Below are 21,264 nucleotides of genomic sequence, written 5' to 3' on the forward strand. Positions count from 1 at the left end.
ATGGCCAGACTGCTGCGCATGCCCGAAATCGCGGCGAACGCCACCGAGGCGATCCTGCAGGACTGGACCGTGGAGGAGCGGACCGCGTTCTCGGCACGGGATTCGATCGCCACCGTGGAGACCGAGAAGGCGCTGGTCGACATCGAGGCCGATGCCGACGGGACGGTCCTCAAGCGGCTGGTCGCGCCGGGGTCGAAGGTCGACGTCGGGGCCCCCATCGCCGTGCTGGGCGACCCGGGCGAGCAGGTCGGCGACCTCGAGGCGCTCCTGACAAAGCTCGGGGTCGGCGCCGCGGACGCAGCCGGGCCGGTTGCTGAGCCGGCGGCTCGTCTCGATCCCGAGGGCGGCACGGCGAACACCGGTGCCGGCGCCCTGCCCGAACCCGCGCTGGCCGAACAGGTGACGACGCCCAACGGCGAGCACCGGGCCCGGATCTTCGCCAGCCCGCTCGCCCGGCGGCTCGCCCGGGAGGCGGGCCTGGCCACCGAGACGATCCGCGGGACCGGCCCCGGGGGCCGCATCCTCCGACGGGACGTGGAAGCCGCCCTTGCCGAACGGATGAGTGCCCGCTCCGACGAACCGCTCCGAGCACCGGCGGAGCAGCCCTCGACACAGCCTGCGGTGGCGGCTGCTGGCGGCTTCACGGAGATCCCGCACTCGAGGATGCGGCGCGCCATCGCGACTCGGCTCTCCGAGAGCAAGCAGAGCACCCCGCACTTCTACCTCCGCGCGACCATCGACGTACGTCGGCTGGTGAAGCTCCGCGCCGAGCTCAACGACGGCGCCGACGTGAAGGTGTCGCTCAACGACCTCGTGGTCACGGCGGTCGGCCGGGCCCACGCCCTGGTGCCGGAGATGAACGTGACCTGGTCGCCGGACGCGGTCCGTCAGTATGCCGCCGTGGACGTCTCGGTCGCGGTCGCCACCGAGCGCGGGCTGCTGACCCCGGTCGTGCGAGGCGTGGAAGCCATGACGGTGACGGAGGTGTCCCGCGCGACCCGCGAGCTCGCCGAGCGGGCCCGGGACGGCCGGCTCCGCCAGGAGGAGCTGGAGGGCGGAACGATCAGCGTGACGAACCTCGGGATGTTCGGTACGGAGGAGTTCGCGGCGATCATCAACCCGCCGCAGGCGGCAATTCTCGCGGTCGGCGCGGTCCGCGAGGAGCCGGTCGCACGCCAGGGAAAGCTGCGGGTGCGACCGGTCATGCGCGTGACGCTCTCCGTCGACCACCGGCCGGTGGACGGCGTCGTGGCGGCGAGGTGGATGGAGGCGTTCGTGGGCCTGCTCGAAAGGCCCCTGCGGATCCTGGCCTAAGCCGGCTACGTCGGCCCCATCACGGTGGACGGGTCGACGCCGAGCGCGGACAGGACGGCCCGAGCCGCATTGCGCCCGGGCCGTCCGGAGACCGAGCCGCCGGGATGAGTCGTGGCGCCGGTGAGGAAGAGGCCGGGCACCGACGTGGTGTACGTCGGCCAGCCCGGGATGACGCCTCCGTCGGGGGTGACGAACTCGCCGCCGTGACAGGACCCGCCGACGTTGTGGCGATTGTGCCGTGCCACGTCGACGGGCGACTCCGCGCGGAGCGCCAGGATGTCGTCCGGCGCGAGCCCGTCGACTCGACGGCGCACCAGCTCCACGAGCGCGTCGGCGTACTCCTCCTTGGCGTCGGCCCAGTTCCGTCCATCCGCGAGCGCGTGCGGCGCGATGGTGAGGATCTTGAAGGTCGCCTGGCCGTCGGGCGCCCGGCTCGGGTCGACGGCGCTCTGCCCGACGACGAGAAGCCAAGGGTCCCGGGCGTCGGCTTCACCGCGGTGGTGCGCATCGATCTGGGCCACCATTCCGTCGGTGGTGCCCAGCCCTGCCGCCGGCGAGCGAAGCGGCCCGCCCGCCGACGGGTACTCGAGGTCCCGCCGCAGCGCTGCGTGCACCGCGAACACGCTGAGTCCGGGCCGCCACCGGTCACGCGCGTCCGCGAGGTCCCCCGGCGTTCCGGCGCCCTCGAGCATGTCCGCGAGGTTGGCCAGGTGGGCGCTGGAGACGATGGCCCGGCGCGCCTCGACACGCCGACCGTCGGTGGTTCGTACCGCTCGGGCCCGCCCACGCGCCACCTCGATGCGGTCGACCCCGGCCGAGGTCACCACCGTTCCACCGTGATCTCGAATGAGGGCCGTCAGGGCGTCGGGAAGAGCCTGGGAACCCCCGAGCGGTGTCGCCCAACCGAAGCTCAGCCGGCCCGCCGTCAAGGACGAGGGGAGCACGCCTGTGCCGGGCCGCCGCGGGTCCTGGATCGTCGCCATCGAGAGCCAGAGCACGAACGAGCGGACCGCGGGATGCGCGAACCGCCGGTGTACCACGTCCCAGGCGCTCTGCCGCCGCAGGTCCCGATAGCGGGATGCCGCCGCGCCGGCTCCCAGCGCCAGCCCGGAGCTCCAGCGGCCGTGCACCGCGGCAAGGCCGGCGCCCCACTCGGTCACCATCGCGGTGAACTCGCGGGCGTCCTGCCACGAGAACCGCGCGATCTCCGCCGCGGTCCCGTCCAGATCGCGGTGCATCACCAGACTCGTGCCGTCGGGCTGGGGCAGCACCACCGCCGGATCGGTGTGGAGGTACTTCAGCCCGTACTTCGTGAGCAGCCCGAGCTCGTCGTCCCGGATCATCGGATTGGACTGGATCAGCACGTGCGCGCTCGAGCAGGAGTCGTGCGCGAACCCGGGCAGGGTCAGCTCCTCGGTGCGCGTGTTCCCGCCGAGCTGGTCGGCTGCTTCGAGGACGGCGACGTCGAGGCCGGCGCGCGCGAGGTAGGCCGCGCACGCGAGCCCGTTGTGCCCTGCGCCGATGACGACGACGTCGGCGACCTCCGGCGCCGAGCCCCCCGCTCCGTTGTGGCCCATCACCATGCCGACCTCCTGCCTCAGCGCCTTGAAGTTGTGTTGTCACGATGCCGGACTGTGCAAGCGTTTGCAACGAAATGGGTCCGTGAAGATGCTTGACAGCGTGTGGTGGGCTTCACAAGACTGCATCGAGACCGCAATCGATTGCGGACACCTAGGAGGAAGAATGGTGAATCCCGCGACCAGCCGTCGGGTGAGGGCGGTAGCGCTCAGCACTCTCCTTGCGCTCGGACTAGCCGCCTGTGGTGGCGGTGAAGGTAAGGGCAGCGACAACACCGACGAACCGATCAAGATCGGTACGTCGCTCCCGCTGACCGGTGAGTTCTCCCAGCCGGGCAAGGCCGCCAAGGAGGGCTACGAGGTCTGGCAGAAGATGATCAACGAGAACGGCGGTCTGCGCGGCCGTAAGGTGGAGTTGGTCATCAAGGACGACGCGTCCAACCAGAACACCATCGTCGCGGACTACAACGCGCTGATCAGCCAGGACAAGGTCGACCTCCTGCTGGGGACGTTCTCCTCGCTACTGAACCTCCCCGCGTCGGCCGTCGCCGAGCGCAACCAGATGCTCTACGTCGAGCCGGCCGGTGCCTCTCCGAAGATCTTCAGCCGCGGTTTCAAGTACGTCTTCTTCAGTCAGCAGGCGACCGCCGACAAGCAGGGCGAGGTGTTCGCCAACTGGATCGCCGGCCTACCCGCGGACCAGCGCCCGAAGACGGCGGCCTACCCGACCATCGACGATCCGTTCGCCGTGCCTACGGTCGAGGGCATCAAGGCGATCCTCGAGAAGGCCGGGATCCAGACCGTGTACGAGCAGACGTACGCGATCGACACCAAGAACTTCGACACCATCGTGAACGCGATGAAGGCGAAGGCACCGGACCTGGTGGTGCACGGCGCGGTCTTCGAGGACGGGGTCGGCATGACCCGCGCGATGCTCAAGGCCAACTTCAAGCCCCACTGGCTGTACCAGACGAGCACCCCCTCGAACGGTGACCAGTACTCCAGCGCTGTGGGTGTCGAGAACACCGAGGGCGTCATGTACGCGGTGAGCCATGCTCCCCAGGCGAACACCCCCGGTAACAAGGAGTTCGTGGCGAAGTACCAGGAGATGTTCGGTGGTCTCCCGCCGGAGGACGCGGCCGACGCCTTCGCCGCGGGCCAGGTACTCAAGGCAGCCGTCGAGGCGGTCGGCAACGTCAAGGACCAGGCCGCCATGGCGGACTGGCTTCGTAAGAACAGCGTCGAGACGATCCTCGGCAAGCTCGAGTGGAACGACGACGGCAGCCCGATCGGTCAGTTCCTGATCGGTCAGTGGCAGAAGGGCAAGGTCGAGTTCGTCCTTCCCAAGGAGAGCGCGACCACCGACAACATCATCATGGGCTGGAAGCCGGGAGGCGCTGGCTGATGATCCAGTTCATCCAGAACCTGATCCTGGGCCTGCTCCTGGGCGGGGTCTACGCCCTCGTGGCAGGAGGCCTGACCCTGATCTTCGGGGTAATGCGAGTGATCAACATCGCCCACGGTGCCTTCCTGATCCTCGCAGCCTACCTGACCTACACGCTGTGGAGCGCGCTCGGTATCGACCCGCTGCTTGCCAGCCTCGTCACCGCGCCGGTTGTCGGCGCCATCGGGTGGGTCGCCTACAAGCTCATGGTGGCGCCCATCCGGACGGCGCCGATGGCGTCGACGGTGCTCCTCACCTTCGGCCTGGCCCTGGTCATCGAAGCGGCGATGGGCACCATCTGGGGGAACAACTCCACCGCGATTCGTCCCGGCTACGCGGACGAGTCGTTCACGGTGGCAGGTCTGTTCCTGCCCAAGGCCCAGGTGTACGGCGGACTCGTGGCGGTGCTGGTTCTGGTGACGTTGGGTCTCGTGCTGACGAAGACCTGGCTCGGACGGGCGATCCGCGCCGCGGCCATCAACCCGGCCGGCGCCGAGCTGGTCGGGATCAAGGTGGCCGCGGTGGCGGCCCTCGTCTTCGCCCTCGGGATAGCCGCGGCGGGAGCGGGTGGAGCGATCGTCGGAGTGCTCTACCCGTTCGTCGCCGGCGCTCACTACCAGTGGATCGCGCGGCTGCTGGCGATCGTCGTGCTCGGTGGCATGGGAAGTCTGAACGGAGCGATCTTGGCAGCGGTGATGTTCGGTGTGGCGGAGACACTGACCGCGGCGTACGTCTCGCCCTCGTGGGCGACGGCGGTGCCCTACGCGATCGTCTTCGCCGTCCTGCTGATCCGTCCGCAGGGACTGCTCGGAACCCGGATGCGTGAGGATGCGGTGCCGGCGTGAACAAGTCTCTCAGCCTTCTGACCCAGCCGCTCTGGATCGGGCGCCTGCTGGTGGCGGTCGCCACCGTCCTGCTGCTGGCGTTCCCGCTGCTCACCGATGACGCCTTCCACCAGAACATGGTGATCCTGTCCCTGGTGTTCGCGATCGGTGCGAGCGGACTGAACATCATCACGGGCTTCGCCGGCTACGTGTCTCTCGGGCAAGGGGCCTTCATCGGCCTGGGCGGCTACACCATCGGCGTGCTCGCAGCCCGGTTCGAGTCGGTCTCCCCCTGGGTGTGGGTGCCGGCGGCGGGCCTCGTCGCCGCCGCCGTCGCCGTCGTGCTCGGTCTGGTCTCGCTGCGCTCGCGCGGACCATCGTTCGTCATCATCACGGTCGCGTTCCTGTTCCTGGTCCAGGTCATCGCGATCAACTGGGTGAGCCTGACCAACGGGACGGCCGGCCTGACCCTGCCGCTCCCGTCCTGGGACCGGGACATCATCAACTGGCCGTTCTACTACGCCCTCATCGCCATCCTGGCGCTGCAGCTGCTGATGACGTGGTGGATCCGCCGGACCAAGCTCGGCATGGGGCTCATCGCGATCCGGGAGGACGAGACCAAGGCGGCGACGATCGGGATCAACCTGCCGGTCGAGAAGATGATCGCCTTCGTGGCGAGCACCGTCTTCGTCGGCATGGCCGGCGCCGTCTACGGCTACTACCTGACCTTCATCGACCCGCGCGGAATGTTCGGCATCCTGATCAGCGTGCAGCTCGTCCTGTCGCTGCTGGTCGGCGGCAAGGCGACGCTGTGGGGGCCGGTGCTCGGCGCGTTCCTGATCGAGCCCCTGAACGAGATCGCCAACAACGACTTCGGTGGCGGCAACGCGCGGCTGTACCTCTTCGGCGGTCTGCTCGTGCTCGTCGTGATCTTCCTGCCCAAGGGCATCCTGCCGGCCATCGAGTCGCTGCTCCAGCGTCGTCGTACCGCCGGCAAGGCCGGTCTGGTGGGCGCGCGGATCGGCACTGGCGGAAGTTTCGCCTCGCTCACCGACCGGGTGCACGTTGTGGACCGGACCACGGCGGAGCCTCGTCCGCTCCTCGAGGTACGGGGGCTCCGGAAGCACTTCGGCGGTCTCCAGGCCGTGGACGGCTGCTCGTTCGTGGTGCCGGAGGGCACGATCACGGGCCTGATCGGGCCCAACGGGTCCGGCAAGACGACCGTCTTCAACCTGATCGACAACACGATCACGGCTGATGCCGGCGAGATCGTCTTCGACGGCGAGCACATCGAGAAGCTGCCATCCTGGCAGCGCGCGCACCGAGGGCTGGGGCGCACGTTCCAGATCACCCGGCTGTTCGGCGAGATGACGGTGCTCGAGAATGTGGTGGCCGCGCAGCGATCCTTCTCCTTCTCGCAGCTGGGCCGCATCGCGGTGAGCGGCAAGGAGGCCAAGGCGGCCGAGGAGCTGCTGGAGTTCGTCGGGATGCGCGCGTTCCGTGACCAGAAGGCGCACGCCCTCTCCTATGGGCAGCAGAAGCTCGTCGAGCTCGCTCAGGTGCTCATGCTCGACCCGAAGCTCATCCTGCTCGACGAGCCTGCCGGGGGCATCAACCCGGTGCTGATCGAGCGGATGGGCGAGATGATCCGCGAGCTGAACTCTTACGGGAAGACCTTCCTGATCGTGGAGCACAACATGCCGTTCGTCCTCGACCTGTGCGACCCAATCCATGTGCTGAGCCGTGGTGCGACCATGGCGAGTGGGACGCCCGCCCAGATCCAGACCGACCCAGCCGTGATCGACGCCTACCTCGGCGACGACTTCAAGCTGGCGCAGGAGGTGGCGAACTGATGCTTCAGCTGAAGGGTGTGGTCGCCGGCTACGGCGGCGGCGACGTGCTGCAAGGTGTCGACATCGAGGTGCAGAAGGGCGCCATCGCCTGCATCGTCGGGCCGAACGGTGCCGGGAAGTCCACCGTGCTTCGGACCGTCAGCGGACTGCTGACACCCCGCCTAGGGGAGATCACCCTCAAGGGAGAGCGGATCGGGCACTGCTCGCCGTCGGAGATCCTCCAGCGGGGGATCTCCCAGGTGCCGCAGGCGAATGCCCTCTTCCCCAACCTCACCGTGAAGGAGAACGTCCTTCTCGGCGCGTACATCATCCGGCGGGACCGCTCCCGTGTCCGCAAGCGGTACGACCAGGTGGCGGAGCTCTTCCCGATCGTGGCGGAGCGGTGCAACGACAAGGCGGGCAACCTGTCGGGCGGCCAGCGGCGCATGGTGGAGTTCGCCCGGTCCTTGATGCTCGATCCGGTGCTGCTGCTGCTCGACGAGCCGTCACTCGGCCTCGACCCGAAGGCGCTGCACACGTTGTTCGAGTCGGTCATGGTGCTGCGGGACAGCGGCAAGACGATCCTTATCGTGGAACAGAATGTCCGCTTCGGCATGCGTATGGCCACGGACGGCATCGTGATGGAGAGCGGTCGGGTCGTGACACAGCGACCGGCCGCCGCGATCCTGTCCGACCCCGACATCGCGCAGATGTACTTCGGAGGCACCGCGAGCCAGCACCACACGGCGCCCTCAGTCGAGTCGGTGGAGAGTCACCTCAGCCACCGCGCCGGCTGACCCTCTGGCCGCCGGCGCCTCGTCACCGCAGCCGGTGAGCTGGCGCCCAGGCCGCGCCACTGTCGCAACGCACGAGCGGGCCTGTCAGCGCAGCTGTCGGATGGTGAACACGCCGTAGGTCACTACGTCGTCGTACCCCGCTCCGCGAAGATCGCGTGCAGCGCCTTGGCGGCGGCGCTGGGGTGACGGCCGGTCGCGGTGGCGACGGCGATGTGCCAGTGGGGCGGGTCGGTGACGGAAACGAACCGGGCGGCCGTTTTCTTGGCGGCGAAGACCTGTGGGACGACGGCGATGCCCAGCCCGTGGCTGACGAGGTCGAGCAGCGAGTGCACGTCGTTGACCTCGAAGGCGACTCGCCGTTCGACGCCGGCGGCGGCCATTGCCTGCTCGACGACGTCCCGGGTGATCCAGCCGGGGGAGAAGTCGATGAAAGTCTCGTTCTGAAGGTCCCGCAGGTCCACGGTGCCGCGCTCGCGCAGCGGATGGGCCGGTCCGCAGGCCAGCACCATCGGTTCTGCCGCGATCGGCGTCAACGTCACCCCGGGTGCGCCGCCTGCGGGTGCGGAAACGAATGCCAGATCGAGGTCGCCGGTGCGGACCCGCTCGATCAGGTCGGGTGAACCGCCCTGCCGCAACCGGATCTCGACGCCGGGGTGGGCCGCGTGGAAGCGGGCCAGTACCGCGGGCAGGTCGACGGCGCCGAGGCACTGCAGGGTGCCGACCGCCAGGGTGCCGCGCAGCAGCCCCTGCACCGCGGCCACCGCGTCCTTGGCGGCGGCGACGTTGGCGAGTGCGTGGCGTGCCTGGGTGAGCAGCGCGTGCCCTTCGTCGGTGAGTTCCACGCTGCGCGTGTTGCGCACGAACAGGCTCGCGCCGAGCTCGCGCTCGAGGGAGCGGATCGACGCGGAAAGGCCGGACTGCGCTACGTGCATCCGTACGGCGGCCCGGGTGAAGTGGCGCTCCTCGGCGACCGCCACGAAGTACTCCAGCTGACGTAGCTCCACGACTTATCACCAACGCCGATTGCTTGGATCAGATTCTTCTGTTTGACAGCTTAACCACGGCGGCGGAGGGTGGAACAGCGACGACAAGCCCGAAGAGGAGCCCGCGATGCAAACCCGCCGTATCGGCGACAGATCCGTCAGCGCGATCGGCCTCGGCGGCATGCCGATGTCGATCGAAGGCCGCCCCGACGAACAGCGTTCGATCGCGACGATCCACGCCGCGCTGGACGCCGGCGTCACCCTGATCGACACCGCGGACGCCTACCACCGCGACGCCGACGAGGTCGGGCACAACGAGTCACTGATCGCCCGCGCCCTGGCAAGCTACGGCGGCGACACGTCCGACGTGTTGATCGCCACCAAGGGTGGACACCTGCGCCCGGGTGACGGCTCGTGGACCTTGAACGGATCTCCCGAGTACCTGAAGCAGGCGTGCGACGCGTCGCTGAAGCGCCTGGGGGTCGACGCCATCGGCCTGTACCAGTTCCACCGGCCGGACCCCGCCGTCCCCTACGCCGAGTCCGTCGGCGCGATCCGGGACCTGCTCGACGCGGGAAAGATCCGGCTCGCTGGGATCTCCAACGCCAACCCGGACCAGATCCGGCTGGCCAACGAGATTCTCGGCGGTCGGCTGGTCAGCGTGCAGAACGAGTTCTCGCCTGCGTTCCGCACCAGCGAGCCGGAGCTGGAGTTGTGCGCGGAGCTCGGCATCGCGTTCCTGCCGTGGAGCCCGCTCGGCGGCATCTCCAACGCCGCCGACCTCGGCACCCGGTTCGCCGCGTTCGCCGACGTGGCAGGAACGCACGGCGTCAGCCCGCAACAGGTCTGCCTGGCGTGGATGCTCGCGAAAGCGCCGGTGGTGATCCCGATTCCGGGCTCCTCGCGACCCGGGACGATCCGCGACTCGGTCGCCGCAGCCGACCTTGAACTGTCGCCCGAGGAGCTCAACCGCCTCGACGTCGTCTGAACCGCCGGCCCGGCCGGCCGCTCGGTTGCGCCCCGCCGGCGTGCCCACGCCCATTCCGGGTTCGTGGGCGCCCCGGCGGGCGGTTACCGGTCGATCGGCTCCTCGTGCTGGCGGCCCCCGCAGCTCGCTTTACTGCATTGGGCGGATGGTCGGTCGTGTCTCAGAAACGCGTCGCCGCCAGCCGGACGCCGAGTCCGATGAGCGCGACGCCGGTGACCGCGTCGATCGCCCGGCGTACCCGTGGCCGGTCGAGCAGCCGCCGCATCGCCGCCACCAGGTTGGCCACGCCGAGGAACCACAGTAGGGCGACGGCCGCAGCGACCGTCGCCAGCACCACCGCGTCGACCACCGTCGCGTCGGGGCGCAGAAACTGCGGCATCAGCGCCACGAAGAACACCGCCGCCTTCGGGTTGAGCACGTTGCACAACAGCCCCTGCCGGAACGCCGCCGGTAGCGTGGTGTCATCCCGGCCGTCCGGCTCGCCGAGCGTCCCACCGCCGCCGTGGGCCGCGGCGACCAGCGCGCGGACGCCGAGCCAGGCGAGGTAGGCGGCGCCGACGACCTTGACGGCCGTGAAGGCGACTGCCGAGGCCGCCAGCAGTGTGGCCACGCCGGTTGCGGCGGCGACCGCCCAGATGAAGACTCCCGCCGCGATCCCGGCCGCCGTCGCCATCCCGCGCGTCCGTCCCGAGACGGCAGCTCGGCGTACGACGATCGCGAAGTCCGGCCCGGGGGAGAGCGCGCCCACCGCCATCACCGCGGCGAACGCGATCACCTGGCCGGTCGTGACCGTCATGCGCCCGTTCCTTGTACGAGGGCACCGCGCGCGGCTGCGGCAGTGAACGCGGACCAAGCAGCCGGCGCGAAGGTGAGCGTGGGACCGGCCGGATCCTTCGAGTCGCGAACGGCGACGATGCCGGGAAGATTGTCGGCGACCTCGACGCAGTCCCCGCCGTGGCCGCCGCTGCGGGTGCTCTTGCGCCAGACGGCGCCGGTCAGGTCAGTCATGCCGCATCTCCCTCTCCGCCGGTTGCGCCGCTGATGTGGTGGCGTCAGATGGAGGGGTCGAGGTTTGCGTTCCAGACAGGTGCCGCGCGCTCGTGGGCATCAACTCCGGCGAAGAAGGCGTCGGCCAACTCGGGATAGTCCTGCCTGTTGACGCCGACGACCTCAATGAACTTGGGCCGGTGCACGGCGAAGCCCTGGGGACTCGGCTGGGGACGGTAGGGCACGCCCATCTTGAAGGACCGACGAGCCGGCCCGTACTCGACGGCGTCGACGATCAATGCATCGGTCCGTCCGGTTGGCAGGTGCAGGTACCCGTCGACCACCAGCACCGCGCGAACGGCATCGTACCGGTTCGCTTGCAACGCTTCCTGGCCGGCTTGTGCGCCGGCGCCGACGTCGTCGAAGGCGAAGCGGTCCATGCCGCGATCACCGCCGGCGTGCTCATAGCCCAGCAGTGGTGTCAGTGTCGTTCCGTCGGAGACGCTCCAGATGCCGTGGGCGGCAAAGAACCCGGCCAGTCGGGCGGTCTCATGCATGGGGGCCAGCATTCCAGGTCCAAGCGGGGTTTGGTGTCCCCGCTTCGTGCCATGGGCACCAGGGGGGCGGCTGCCGCTACCCGAGCTCGAACGGCCGGTCGACCAGGGCGGCCAGCCTCTTCGGCGCCAGGACGCAGTAGCTTTCCGTGAGCAGCTCGGCGACCTCGTCCCAGTCAACGCCGTTGTCGAGCACCATGCCAACGACGTCGGCTCCCCAGCCCGGCTTGAAGAACGGGTGGCCGCCGGCAATCAGCCCGGCGATCTCGTCGCCCGGTGACCGGAACGTCAGCACGCAGAGTGGCTGGTCGGTCGCGGCAGCTCGGGCGTAGGCCGCCTGGTGGTCGGGGTCGACCGTGAGCACGTGGGCGAAGGTGCGTTTGCGGATCCGCCAGCGCGTGCCCACCCACGCTGGCTCTTCGTAGGTCTCCGGCAGCCCGAGGCAGACGGGCCGAAGCCGGTCGAGGATCTCGGGTGCGACATCTCCAGGGCCAGTCACGCGCGGGACGCTACCCCGGCCCTCCGACAGGCCCCACCCAGCGGAATGCCGACCCGGCGGCTGGCTCACGCCCCAGCCGTCATGGCCTGTCGGCTCGGATGTCGTCGAGGAACCGCTCCAGCGCCTTGGTCACGCCGTCCGGGTCCTCCACGGGCGACGAGTGTCCGACGCCAGGCAGCTCCACCAGCCGCGAGCCCGCGACGAGGGAGTGGATCTCCCGGGAGAACGTCGGCGGGAGGGAAGCATCAGCCCCGCCGGCGATGACCAGTGTCGGTACCGCGATGTTGCCGAGCTCGTCCCGGACGTCGGGTCGGATCATGAAGCCGAGGAGCGTCTTCACCAACGACGACCGGTCCGCCCGCTCCCACCGCTGCCGCCACACCCCACGCTCCGCGCCCCTGGCCGGGTCCTTCCGGAACGCCGCGCCGTACATCTCACCCTCGATCCCGGACCTCAGCAGCGGCAGCGAGACGCCGGCGACTCGGGCCACTCCGGCAAGCAGCAACTGCTTGGGGAACTTCGAGCGAGCGTGCGCGGCCGCGCTGGTGTTGAGCAGGGTCAGCGACCGGAGCAGGCCCGGCTCCCGGGCCGCGATCCGCAGCGCGACGAAGCCGCCCATCGACAGGCCCACGAGGTGCACGGGCGCGATGTCCAGCCTTCGGATCAGGGCCAGCACATCCGCCATGTGCTGCTCGATCTGGTACCCGCCGCGGGAGGCGGTCGATCTGCCCTGGCCACGGAAGTCCAGGGTTATGCAGCGGTACCGGTCACGCAGCGAGGCCACCTGCGCCTCGTACTGCCGGCCGTCGAACAGGAAGCCGTGCAGGAACACGACCGGCTCGCCCGGCCCCTGGGTGTCCTCGTAGTAGAGATCGGTGCCGTTCACTCGCGCGCTGGGCATGCGTCCCCCTCGTCGTTGTCGCACTCCACGGCCTTGGTTGTCGATTCCGAAGGCTCGCATTCGTCGTACCCGGAGAGTACGACTGACTGAGACCGATGAGTTTCGGCGTGGTGCACGGTCTACCGAGTGAATCGTCGAACAAAACGGAAGGATGAGGGCATGAGCGGCGTACGGGTGCTGGTAGGCACACGGAAGGGCGCGTTCACGTTGACGTCGGACGGCAGGCGCGGCGACTGGACGGTCGAGGGACCTCATTTCGGTGGCTGGGAGATCTACCACCTCACCGGGTCACCCGCCGACCCGAACCGGCTCTACGCGTCCCAGTCCGGCGGCTGGTTCGGGCAGATCATCCAGCGCTCCGACGACGGCGGCAAGACCTGGAACACGGTCGGCAACGACTTCGCCTACTCCGGCGAGGTCGGCGAGCATCTGTGGTACGACGGCACCCCACGCCCGTGGGAGTTCAAGCGCATCTGGCACCTGGAGCCCTCCCGCGATGACCCCGATACCGTGTACGCGGGTGCGGAGGACGCCGCCCTCTACGTGACCAACGACGGCGGCCAGAAGTGGGACGAGCTCACCGCCCTTCGCACACACCCGAGTGGGCCGAAGTGGCAGCCCGGTGCCGGGGGGATGTGCCTGCACACGATCATCCTGGATCCGGCCAACAGGGACCGGATCTACCTCGCCATCTCGGCTGCGGGTGCGTTCCGCAGCGACGACGCCGGCGCGAGCTGGCTGCCGATCAACAAGGGCCTGCGCTCCGGAGAGATCCCCGACCAGGACTCCGAGGTCGGCCACTGCGTGCACCGCATCACCCAACACCCCTCCCGCCCGGACACCCTGTTCATGCAGAAGCACTGGGACGTCATGCGCAGCGACGACGCCGGTGCGAACTGGCGCGAGGTCAGCGGCAACCTGCCGTCGGACTTCGGGTTCCCGATCGCGGTGCACGCGCACGAGCCGGAGACCATCTACGTGGTGCCGATCAAGAGCGACTCCGAGCACTACCCGCCGGAGGGCAAGCTGCGCGTCTACCGCAGCCGCACCGGCGGCGACGACTGGGAGCCGTTGACGAAAGGCCTGCCGCAGTCCGACTGCTACGTCAACGTGTTGCGCGACGCGATGGCGGTCGACACGCTCGATCCGTGCGGGATCTACTTCGGCACCACCGGTGGCCAGGTCTACCACTCGGCGGACGGAGGCGACAGCTGGGCGCCGATCGTCCGGGACCTGCCGGCCGTGCTCTCCGTGGAAGTCCAGGTGCTGCCGTGATCCGGGTGGTCCTCCCGGCCCACCTGAAGAACCTCGCGCACGTCACCGGCGAGGTACGTCTCGAGGTGGCCGGGCGGGTCACCCAGCGCCTGGTGTTGGACACCCTCGAGGCGCGGTACCCGATGCTGCTCGGTACGATCCGCGACCGCCGCAGCGGCAAGCGCCGGGCGTTCGTCCGCTTCTACGCGTGTGAGGAGGACCTGTCCAACGACCCGCCCGACACAGCACTGCCTGAGGAGGTCGTCGCCGGCAAGGAACCGTTCATCATCCTCGGCGCGATGGCCGGGGGATAGGGCCTGGTCCCTGCCGGCTATCCGCCGTAGGGCCGGGTGATGATCTCCAGGTTGTGCCCGTCCGGGTCGGCCCAGTACACACCGCGTCCGCCGTCGTTGGTGTTGATCCGGCCTGGCCGCCGATGGAACGGGTCCGCCCAGTACGTCAGGCCCTGAGCTTTGATCCGCTCGAAGATCTGGTCGAACTCCTTTTCGGTCACCAGGAACGCGTAGTGCTGCGGTTGGATCGTTCCGGGATCGTCGACGAAGTCGAGCGAGACATCGTTGGCGACGTGCACGACAAGGAACGGGCCATACTCGGTCGGCTGGGCCAGGCCGAGCAACTGTACGAGGAACTGGGCGGAGCGTCGCTTGTCGCGCGTATGAACGATGGTGTGGTTGAGCTGAACGGCCATAAGTCGCCCTCCAATCACGACGGTGAGACAACAGGTTGACCACGGTGGTGCGGGGCGACGAGACGGCGAGCCGCACGGGCCCCGGACGCCTGGGGTAGGAGAAAGCCTGCCATGTCGAGGAGAAACGACTGCGCGGCCACCACGGTCAGTCCGGCCGCCACCCGGTTGAGCCGCTTGTCGAGGTGCTCGGAGCGCGACGTCGCCTCGGCGAGCAGCGACGTTCCGGCGCGCTGAAGGAGCCGCTCGGCGCGGTCGTGCGCCCGATCGACGCCGATGATCTTCCGGGCGGCCAGGAACGTTGCCCGACGGTCCTGGGCGGAGTCCACGCGGTACGAGTCGAGGTCGTGGTAGTCGGCCCACACCCGTCGATGAACCGGCGGAACTCGCTGTCCGCGATCTGGCTGGGCGAGTTGCCGGCGTGGCCGGCCAGGATCCGCCGGCCACCCGTGATCGCGCCGATCAACAGGGACAGTTGGGCGACGGCGATATCGGCCGGTTCCAGGATGGTGAGGATCTCTGCTCTGAGTTCATGCCCGAGGATTTCATGTACACGACCTGCGCTCCTCTCCTGATGATGGGTAGTCGCGCCCGTCAGCCTGCCCGAAGTGGCCCGAGTAAGAGATCGTTCAAGGCTTTCTCGGCGGTGGCGACGTGCCGGTGGCGCCTGAAGCCCTTGCACCATGTCACGATCGACACGGTCCAGGACCGGGGACGAGCGGTGGCCGAGGGTATTACGCGGAGCCGACGACCGAGCGGGGCACCGCATCGGGCACAGGTCGACTCCGCCGCGACGACCTCGTAGGTGAGTTGGATGAGCCAAAGGTCGAGGGCGGAGCATGGGGAGGCCACGGCTTCGTGGCGACCCCAGCTCGATGGACCAGGTGAATCGCCGAGGTCCAACCATTGCGCCCACCACATGAGCCAATCCATTTCTCGTTCTCCAACGCGACTCAGTGCCGCCCCGCGAGGACGCGCGAGCCCTCGGACGGTCACGCTCTCCACGACCCGGCGTTTTCCGGTCAGGGGTCACAGATGGTTGGCGTCGACGACGGCTTGGGCGAATGCCTGGGGGGCTTCCTGCGGCACGTTATGGCCGACCTTGACGACCCGGTGTGCGTACTTCCCGGGACCGACGGTCTCGAGGGCGTACCCAAGCCGGCAATGGCCTCGTTCATCGCGATCCCGCCCCGGCTGTTTGGTGGCTGGTGGTGATCTTGTTGTGGAGGGCGTTCAGTGCGGCTACGTAGATCTCGGAGAAGGTGGGGAAGGGCTGGATGGTGTCGCGCAGCACGGCGAGCGGTACCTGGGCACGGATGGCGAGGGTTGCCTGTTGCAGCCACTCACCAGCCTCCGGAGCCAACGCGTAGACGCCGGTGAGCCGCTCGCCGTCACTGAGCAGGGTCAGGAAGCCGTTGGACTCGGCGTAGGCGCGGGTGTAGGTGGCCGTCTTGGCCACCTCGTTCACGGGAACGGTCGCGGCGAACCGGGCCCCGGTGGCGCCCACCGAGGCCGCCTGCGGGTCGGTGTAGACCACGCGCGGCACGGCGTCGTAGTTCGCCTCACGCGGTTCGCCGAGGATGTTCGCGGCCACGACGTCGCCCTGGTACTTGCCAACATGGGTGAGCAGCCACAGGCCGGTGACGTCGCCGATGGCCCACAGCCGCTCGCCGGCGCGCAGGCGCGCGTCGACCGGGATACCGCGCCGGTCGGCCGACACGCCGACGGTCTCCAGGCCGATGCCGTCCACCCGGGGCCGCCGCCCGGTGGCGACCAGCAGCCGGTCGCCGCGTAGCTCCCGGCCGTCGTCGAGAGTCAGCACATAGTCGGGGCCGTCACGCCGGGCGGCGCTCGCGTGGACGCCGAGGACGAGCTCGATGCCGTCGCGGCGCAGCACCTCGCCGAGCGCCTCGCCCAGTGGCGCGGGCTCATGGTCGAGCAGGCGGCCAGTGGAGGCGGCGAGGATCACGTCGCCACCGAGGCGGCGTACCGCCTGGGCCATCTCCACCCCGACTGGCCCACCGCCGAGCACGATCAGCCGCCGCGGGACGGCCTTCATGCCGGTAACCTCACGGTTGGTCCAGACGTCAGGCAGGTCGGCCAGGCCGGGGATGGGCGGCCGGAACGGGGACGAGCCGGTGGCCAGGACGACGTGTTCGGCGGTGTAGCGCACACCGTCGACTTCGACGATACCTGTACCGGCGAGCCGGCCGGTGCCGCGTAGCAGGTCGATGCCCTTGCCGGCGAGCCACCGTTGCTGACCGGCGTCGGAATAGTCGGAGACCATGAAGTCCCGCCAGGCCAGCGCCGCCTCGACGTCGACCTGGGCGGTGGCCGCCGCCTCCCGCGCCCCGTGCACCGCCTCGCCGGGACGCAGCAGCGTCTTGGACGGGATGCACGCCCAGTACGAACACTCGCCGCCCACCAGCTCCCGCTCAACCAGGGCGACCCTAAGGCCGCCCTCGGCCAGCGCACCCGCGCAGTGCTCGCCGGGAGAGCCGCCACCCAGGACGATCACGTCGTAGCCGTAGTTCATCGCAGCACCGCTTCCATATGCAGCGCGGCGTCGCGGGCCGCCTCGTAGGGGTTGCGGCCACCCTCGCGGGCGACGATGTAGGCGGCGTACCAGTCCGACCAGTTGTGCTTGGGAGCGGTCGCCTCGTACGCGCCGTGGTGCTCCTCCGCCTCCCGCAGAAGCCCTGTCAAAGTCGTGATGTCCATCAGTTGTCCCCTCCGCCATCCGGGCTCAATACAGTCGGCCGTATTCGTTCGAAAAAAAACCGCCGGCCCGACGAGCGAGCTGGCGTTCACCCGTCGGTCCCGAGCACCGGCCCGGCAGGCGTCGTGATCTCCTGGAGCACCCAGCCGTTGCCGTCCGGGTCGTTGAACGACGCGTAGCTGCGGCGGTCCGGGTCCGGCTCCGGCACTCGCTCGTCCGTGCCCGCGTGATGGAAGACCCCTCCGTGTCGTGGAAGACCTCGCCCACCTCGGCGCCGTGCCCGACCGGCTCGGCTCGGGCCGCCTCGATGTCGGTGACGATCAGGTGCAGGCCTTGTGCGGAGCCGGGCGTCGCCGACGTGATGCCGGTGCCGAAGATGATCGAGCACGGCGAACCAGGCGGGTGTCAGCTGCACGACACGAAACTGCGCCTCGGCGACGAAGTCGGCGTCCAGCCGCCACCCCAACGCGTTATAGAACTGCTTGGCGCTGTCGACGTCGGCCACGGGCACCACGACGCTTCGAGTTTCATATCCACGATCCGAACACCTCGTTCTCGCGGGAGTCGGCATAGATCGATGCCGGCCCAACCACCCTCGCGCGGCCCACGGCCCTTTCGACCCAAGACCCTGGTCCGTGCGCCTTGTCCGGGGTACTCCCCTCCTCACGCGCGTTCATGTATGCCGCGTACCAGTCCGATCAGTCGTGCGGAGGGGCGACCTTCTCGTACGCGTCATGATGTTGAGCTGCTTCGTGCAGCAAATCCGCCAGCGACGGCACGTCCACGTCAGTTCTCCTTGTTGCCGGTTGTAGAGCCGGATCGTTGTTCTCGCGGAGCAGCTGGCCGCCGTCCAGCATCAGACTCGACCCGGAAGCCGTTCCGTGATTTCCTGCAGCACGTAGCGGTTGCCCTCGGAATCTTCGAACGAGGCGTACGTGGCATACGAGCGGCGTTCGGGATGGGGCCCGGAGGCGCGTTGCTCGTTGCCCATGTGGAAGCCGCCGCCGAGACCTCCACCGGCGTCGTGGAACGGCTCACTCACCTCGACGCCGCGCGAGAGAAGGTCGTTGCGGGCCTTGTCGATGTCGTCCACCGCCAGGAGCAACCCGTCGAACGAGCCCGGCTGGGCGGAGGTGACGCCCCTGCCGAAGATGATAGAAGCGTTCGATCCGGGTGGGGTCAGCTGCAGAATCCGGTAGCCGTCGTCGCCGGCGAAGTCGGCGTCGAGCCGCCACCCCAGTCCCAAGTAGAAGTCCTTGGCCCGGTCGGGGTCGGCGACAGGGATGACGACGACCTCCAGCCGGAACGGGATCGCCGCGTCACCGGACGCCGCCGTTGCGTTGTCGTTGCTTGCCTGCGTACTCATGAAGACCTCCGGTGGAGTCGCGATGTGCGTTGTCGCCAGTCTCAGCGCCGGGCGCACGGAGTCGCGCCCGGGTGAATCCCTGGTTGGTGCCCGGGCCTACGGCGGCACGCGGCCGCCTCGGGGGGTGGTTCCGAATGGGCCCAGGGAGTTGAGGTCCAAGCGCAGCAACATGGACGGCTCGCCTGCCCGAACGGTCCAGAGGCGCGGACCTGGCCTCCGGCGAGATCCCGCCTGGCTGGAAGACGCTCGAGCAGGGCGCCGCGACCACAGTGTTCCTCGCCGCGTCGCCGCTGGTGCGCGGCGACGGCGTTCGCTACTTCGAGGACTGCGGCGAGGCCGAGGTCGAAAGCGCAGACACCAGCGGGCGGCGACGACGATCACCTCCGCCGGGAAACGGAACCCGACGAACGCCGACCTCGGAGACAGCCACGGGCCGGGACGAGTCGATGACTTCACTCTGCTCAAGCTTGCCTCGATCTTGCCAACGCTCAATGCAACGGTGCCGGTCCGACGCCTGTCGGCGCCGGTCGGGAGGGAGCAGCCGCCTGACGGTCGCTCCCCGCTGCCACCGCGTCTGAAGCGACAGGGCTACCAGTCCGCGACGACCTGCTCGTTGAAGATCCGCTCCCCGGTCGCGGGCTCACGCAGCGCTGCCGCGCCCAGCACCTCGCCGTCCGCGTTCAGCACGCGGAGGGTCACCTCCGCGCAGACCGGCAGGGAGAGGATCGCCGCGCCGTTCGTCACCGGCGCGGCGGCGCGCGGGGCGGCGGCGCGCGGCCCGCCGGACTCGATCGCCACCACCCGCACTGCGTCTTCCTGCGCCGGGGACCGGCGCGGCGGCGGCACTCCGCTCAGTTCCCCGATCCGGAAGCCGACCGGGCCTTGTTCGCGGAGCACGCCGTCGCACTCGACCCGCCACCAGCCCCGGATCCACTGCTCATGCAGGAGGAGCTAGCCCGGGCGTGGCGGCGGGGGCACCAAACCGTTGTCCCAGCAGCTAGCGGGAGCCGCCTTCCGTGACTATCGGGGGTTAGGAGCATATACTCTGATCGTCGGGACGGCAACGACAGGCCCTCGGATCGAACCCGCCGGGCCGCCGCTGGCGGCCGACGCCCGAGCGGCACCCTTCATGTGTGCGAGCACCATGCTTCCTATCCTGGGCGGGAAGATCTGGAGGAGACGATGACCACTGCGGTGGCGCAAGCCGACGTGTGCAACAACCTGGCGCTGCGCAAGGCGGCCCGGTACCTCGGCGCGACTTACGACAAGGCTCTGGCCCCGGTCGGTCTTCGTGCGACGCAGTTCACCATCCTGAGAGTGCTCAGTGCTCACGGAGAGATAACGATCACCAGCCTCGCTGACATGATCGCCATGGACCGCACGACGATGGCCACAAACCTCAAACCGCTCGCGCGGGACGGCCTGGTGACCGTCGAGCCATCTGCAGCCGACCGCCGCGCACGGATCGTTACGATCACGCCCGACGGCCTCTCCCGCACGAATGCGGCGCTACCACTGTGGCGAGCCGTGCAAGCCCGGTTCGAGGAGAGCTTCGGAGCCGACGATGCAGCCCATCTGCGCGCATCCCTCGAAGCCGTCCTCCACACCGGCTTCCAGCCCTGGGCCGAGTGAGCACGACTCTCGGAAGGCTACTGAGAGCGAACTACTACAGAGCGTGTTGCAGAAGGCCGTGATCAAGCAGCCCGAACTGGGCTGTTGACGCTCCGGTCGGCGAGCCTCCCACTCCAGTCGCAGTGCGCCATCGCGTCTGGTCACAGGACCCAGGCCACCGGGTTCCCCACATGCCGCTGCCACGTGTTGCCGCGCTCGCCGAGTACGCCCCGGCACCCACCCACCTGATCTGGTGGCTACTGCTCACCGTGTCCCTGGGGTGCCTGATCAGCGCGCTGACGCTCCCGCAGACCATCCACCGCAAGCCTGGGGCCTTGAAGTCGTTGCGACCCCGGGTGCACCTGCCGCGTCGAGACCGGCTGGCCTTCGTCGCGGCCATGCCCTGTCTGATCGCGACCTGGTCCCTCGGCGGCCTGTACCTATCCTTGGGCCCCTCGCTGGTACAGCAGCTCGCGGGCTCGCACAACCCGCGTTCCTGCTCGGCAGCGGCGTCGCCGGCCTCGGCTTCGGGCCCGGCTTCCTGGGCGCCTTCCGGCTGGCGATCGCTCCCGTCCAAGCCGCCGAACGGGCCGGGTTCATCGCGATCCTGTACACCGTGAACTACCTGTCCTTCGCCGTCCCGGCCCTGGCCGCCGGCATCGCGGCCAGCCATTACGGCCTGCGCGCCACCGCATTGGTCTACGCCGCCGGCACCGCCGCGCTCGTCGCCGCGGCCACTGGAGCCGTGCTCCTCCACCGGAACACTGGCCCTGGCAAAACGTTCGACGCCCCACCTCCCCGAACACATCCCTAACCGACCCGACGATCGAGGACAGCCGTCCACTCGCCGGGGAGGGCCCAGTGGTTGAGGCGCGGCCCTACGCCGACCGGACGGCCACCCACAGATA

Annotated in this window: 23 protein-coding genes; 10 read left to right on the forward strand and 13 right to left on the reverse strand. The window is 69.2% G+C overall.

Annotated features, from left to right (window positions below; genetic code table 11):
* Positions 1–1,314, forward strand: a complete 1,314-nt coding sequence (locus tag GA0070624_RS20010) for a dihydrolipoamide acetyltransferase family protein (RefSeq protein WP_091343325.1) — start codon at positions 1–3, stop codon at positions 1,312–1,314.
* Between the two features lie 5 nt (positions 1,315–1,319).
* Here the strand turns inward: GA0070624_RS20010 and GA0070624_RS20015 are convergent, their stop codons facing one another.
* Entirely contained in the window at positions 1,320–2,897 is a 1,578-nt protein-coding gene (locus tag GA0070624_RS20015; protein ID WP_091343328.1) for a phytoene desaturase family protein, read from the reverse strand.
* A 160-nt stretch (positions 2,898–3,057) separates the two neighbouring features.
* Between GA0070624_RS20015 and GA0070624_RS20020 the strand changes: the two genes are divergently transcribed.
* The 4 genes from GA0070624_RS20020 to GA0070624_RS20035 are packed head-to-tail and all read left to right on the forward strand — an operon-like array spanning position 3,058 to position 7,788.
* Positions 3,058–4,296: an amino acid ABC transporter substrate-binding protein gene (locus tag GA0070624_RS20020; RefSeq protein WP_091343329.1), complete on the forward strand. Its 1,239-nt coding sequence runs from the start codon at positions 3,058–3,060 to the stop codon at positions 4,294–4,296.
* Positions 4,296–5,180: a branched-chain amino acid ABC transporter permease gene (locus tag GA0070624_RS20025; RefSeq protein ID WP_091343330.1), complete on the forward strand. Its 885-nt coding sequence runs from the start codon at positions 4,296–4,298 to the stop codon at positions 5,178–5,180. Before GA0070624_RS20020 ends, GA0070624_RS20025 begins: the two co-directional genes overlap by 1 nt.
* A complete protein-coding gene (locus GA0070624_RS20030; protein ID WP_245718891.1) occupies positions 5,177–7,012 on the forward strand; it encodes a branched-chain amino acid ABC transporter ATP-binding protein/permease in 1,836 nt (611 codons plus the stop codon). Before GA0070624_RS20025 ends, GA0070624_RS20030 begins: the two co-directional genes overlap by 4 nt.
* Positions 7,012–7,788 carry an ABC transporter ATP-binding protein gene (locus tag GA0070624_RS20035; RefSeq protein WP_091343331.1) on the forward strand — a complete coding sequence of 259 codons (777 nt, stop codon included), beginning with the start codon at positions 7,012–7,014 and terminating at the stop codon, positions 7,786–7,788. The genes GA0070624_RS20030 and GA0070624_RS20035 overlap by 1 nt, the downstream gene beginning before the upstream one ends.
* A 122-nt stretch (positions 7,789–7,910) precedes the next feature.
* Here GA0070624_RS20035 and GA0070624_RS20040 read toward each other — a convergent pair whose 3' ends face one another.
* On the reverse strand, positions 7,911–8,792 hold the full coding sequence (locus tag GA0070624_RS20040) for a LysR family transcriptional regulator (RefSeq protein WP_091343332.1): 882 nt from the start codon (positions 8,790–8,792) through the stop codon (positions 7,911–7,913).
* A gap of 106 nt (positions 8,793–8,898) precedes the next feature.
* On the opposite strand from GA0070624_RS20040, the gene GA0070624_RS20045 reads away from it, so the two are divergent.
* The gene (locus GA0070624_RS20045) at positions 8,899–9,759 is read left to right on the forward strand and encodes an aldo/keto reductase (protein WP_091343333.1); all 861 of its coding nucleotides are present in this window, start codon (positions 8,899–8,901) and stop codon (positions 9,757–9,759) included.
* Positions 9,760–9,919: 160 nt separating this feature from the next.
* Here the strand turns inward: GA0070624_RS20045 and GA0070624_RS20050 are convergent, their stop codons facing one another.
* The 5 genes from GA0070624_RS20050 to GA0070624_RS20070 form a co-directional block, all read right to left on the reverse strand.
* The gene (locus GA0070624_RS20050; protein WP_091343334.1) at positions 9,920–10,555 is read right to left on the reverse strand and encodes a LysE family translocator; all 636 of its coding nucleotides are present in this window, start codon (positions 10,553–10,555) and stop codon (positions 9,920–9,922) included.
* Positions 10,552–10,767 carry a DUF397 domain-containing protein gene (locus tag GA0070624_RS20055; RefSeq protein ID WP_091343335.1) on the reverse strand — a complete coding sequence of 72 codons (216 nt, stop codon included), beginning with the start codon at positions 10,765–10,767 and terminating at the stop codon, positions 10,552–10,554. The genes GA0070624_RS20050 and GA0070624_RS20055 overlap by 4 nt, the downstream gene beginning before the upstream one ends.
* Positions 10,768–10,811: 44 nt before the next feature.
* A complete protein-coding gene (locus tag GA0070624_RS20060; protein WP_141715102.1) occupies positions 10,812–11,303 on the reverse strand; it encodes a hypothetical protein in 492 nt (163 codons plus the stop codon).
* Between the two features lie 76 nt (positions 11,304–11,379).
* Entirely contained in the window at positions 11,380–11,799 is a 420-nt protein-coding gene (locus GA0070624_RS20065; protein ID WP_091343337.1) for an MmcQ/YjbR family DNA-binding protein, read from the reverse strand.
* Between the two features lie 79 nt (positions 11,800–11,878).
* Complete coding sequence (locus tag GA0070624_RS20070; protein ID WP_218105219.1) at positions 11,879–12,700, reverse strand: alpha/beta fold hydrolase; 822 nt, start codon at positions 12,698–12,700, stop codon at positions 11,879–11,881.
* 159 nt (positions 12,701–12,859) lie between these two features.
* Between GA0070624_RS20070 and GA0070624_RS20075 the strand changes: the two genes are divergently transcribed.
* Both GA0070624_RS20075 and GA0070624_RS20080 read left to right on the forward strand, forming a co-directional pair.
* Positions 12,860–13,975, forward strand: a complete 1,116-nt coding sequence (locus tag GA0070624_RS20075) for a WD40/YVTN/BNR-like repeat-containing protein (protein WP_091343339.1) — start codon at positions 12,860–12,862, stop codon at positions 13,973–13,975.
* On the forward strand, positions 13,972–14,268 hold the full coding sequence (locus tag GA0070624_RS20080; protein WP_091343340.1) for a MoaD/ThiS family protein: 297 nt from the start codon (positions 13,972–13,974) through the stop codon (positions 14,266–14,268). Before GA0070624_RS20075 ends, GA0070624_RS20080 begins: the two co-directional genes overlap by 4 nt.
* A gap of 17 nt (positions 14,269–14,285) precedes the next feature.
* Here the strand turns inward: GA0070624_RS20080 and GA0070624_RS20085 are convergent, their stop codons facing one another.
* The 6 genes from GA0070624_RS20085 to GA0070624_RS20125 form a co-directional block, all read right to left on the reverse strand.
* A complete protein-coding gene (locus tag GA0070624_RS20085) occupies positions 14,286–14,663 on the reverse strand; it encodes a VOC family protein (protein WP_091343341.1) in 378 nt (125 codons plus the stop codon).
* Positions 14,664–14,677: 14 nt separating this feature from the next.
* Positions 14,678–15,025: a hypothetical protein gene (locus tag GA0070624_RS20090; protein WP_091343342.1), complete on the reverse strand. Its 348-nt coding sequence runs from the start codon at positions 15,023–15,025 to the stop codon at positions 14,678–14,680.
* A gap of 809 nt (positions 15,026–15,834) precedes the next feature.
* The gene (locus GA0070624_RS20100; RefSeq protein WP_091343344.1) at positions 15,835–17,196 is read right to left on the reverse strand and encodes a dihydrolipoyl dehydrogenase family protein; all 1,362 of its coding nucleotides are present in this window, start codon (positions 17,194–17,196) and stop codon (positions 15,835–15,837) included.
* Positions 17,193–17,381 carry a bleomycin resistance protein gene (locus tag GA0070624_RS20105; RefSeq protein ID WP_091343345.1) on the reverse strand — a complete coding sequence of 63 codons (189 nt, stop codon included), beginning with the start codon at positions 17,379–17,381 and terminating at the stop codon, positions 17,193–17,195. The genes GA0070624_RS20100 and GA0070624_RS20105 overlap by 4 nt, the downstream gene beginning before the upstream one ends.
* Positions 17,382–18,235: 854 nt before the next feature.
* The gene (locus GA0070624_RS20115; RefSeq protein ID WP_091343346.1) at positions 18,236–18,745 is read right to left on the reverse strand and encodes a VOC family protein; all 510 of its coding nucleotides are present in this window, start codon (positions 18,743–18,745) and stop codon (positions 18,236–18,238) included.
* 588 nt (positions 18,746–19,333) lie between these two features.
* The gene (locus GA0070624_RS20125) at positions 19,334–19,642 is read right to left on the reverse strand and encodes a hypothetical protein (RefSeq protein WP_091343348.1); all 309 of its coding nucleotides are present in this window, start codon (positions 19,640–19,642) and stop codon (positions 19,334–19,336) included.
* Between the two features lie 285 nt (positions 19,643–19,927).
* On the opposite strand from GA0070624_RS20125, the gene GA0070624_RS20130 reads away from it, so the two are divergent.
* Both GA0070624_RS20130 and GA0070624_RS20135 read left to right on the forward strand, forming a co-directional pair.
* Positions 19,928–20,377, forward strand: coding sequence for a MarR family winged helix-turn-helix transcriptional regulator (locus tag GA0070624_RS20130; protein ID WP_091343349.1), 450 nt, complete (start codon positions 19,928–19,930; stop codon positions 20,375–20,377).
* 595 nt (positions 20,378–20,972) lie between these two features.
* Positions 20,973–21,170 (forward strand): hypothetical protein, encoded by a 198-nt coding sequence (locus GA0070624_RS20135; RefSeq protein ID WP_091343350.1) that lies wholly within the window; start codon positions 20,973–20,975, stop codon positions 21,168–21,170.
* Positions 21,171–21,264: the final 94 nt, after the last annotated feature.

This window comes from Micromonospora rhizosphaerae (assembly GCF_900091465.1).
GTDB classification, from domain to species: Bacteria; Actinomycetota; Actinomycetes; order Mycobacteriales; family Micromonosporaceae; genus Micromonospora; species Micromonospora rhizosphaerae.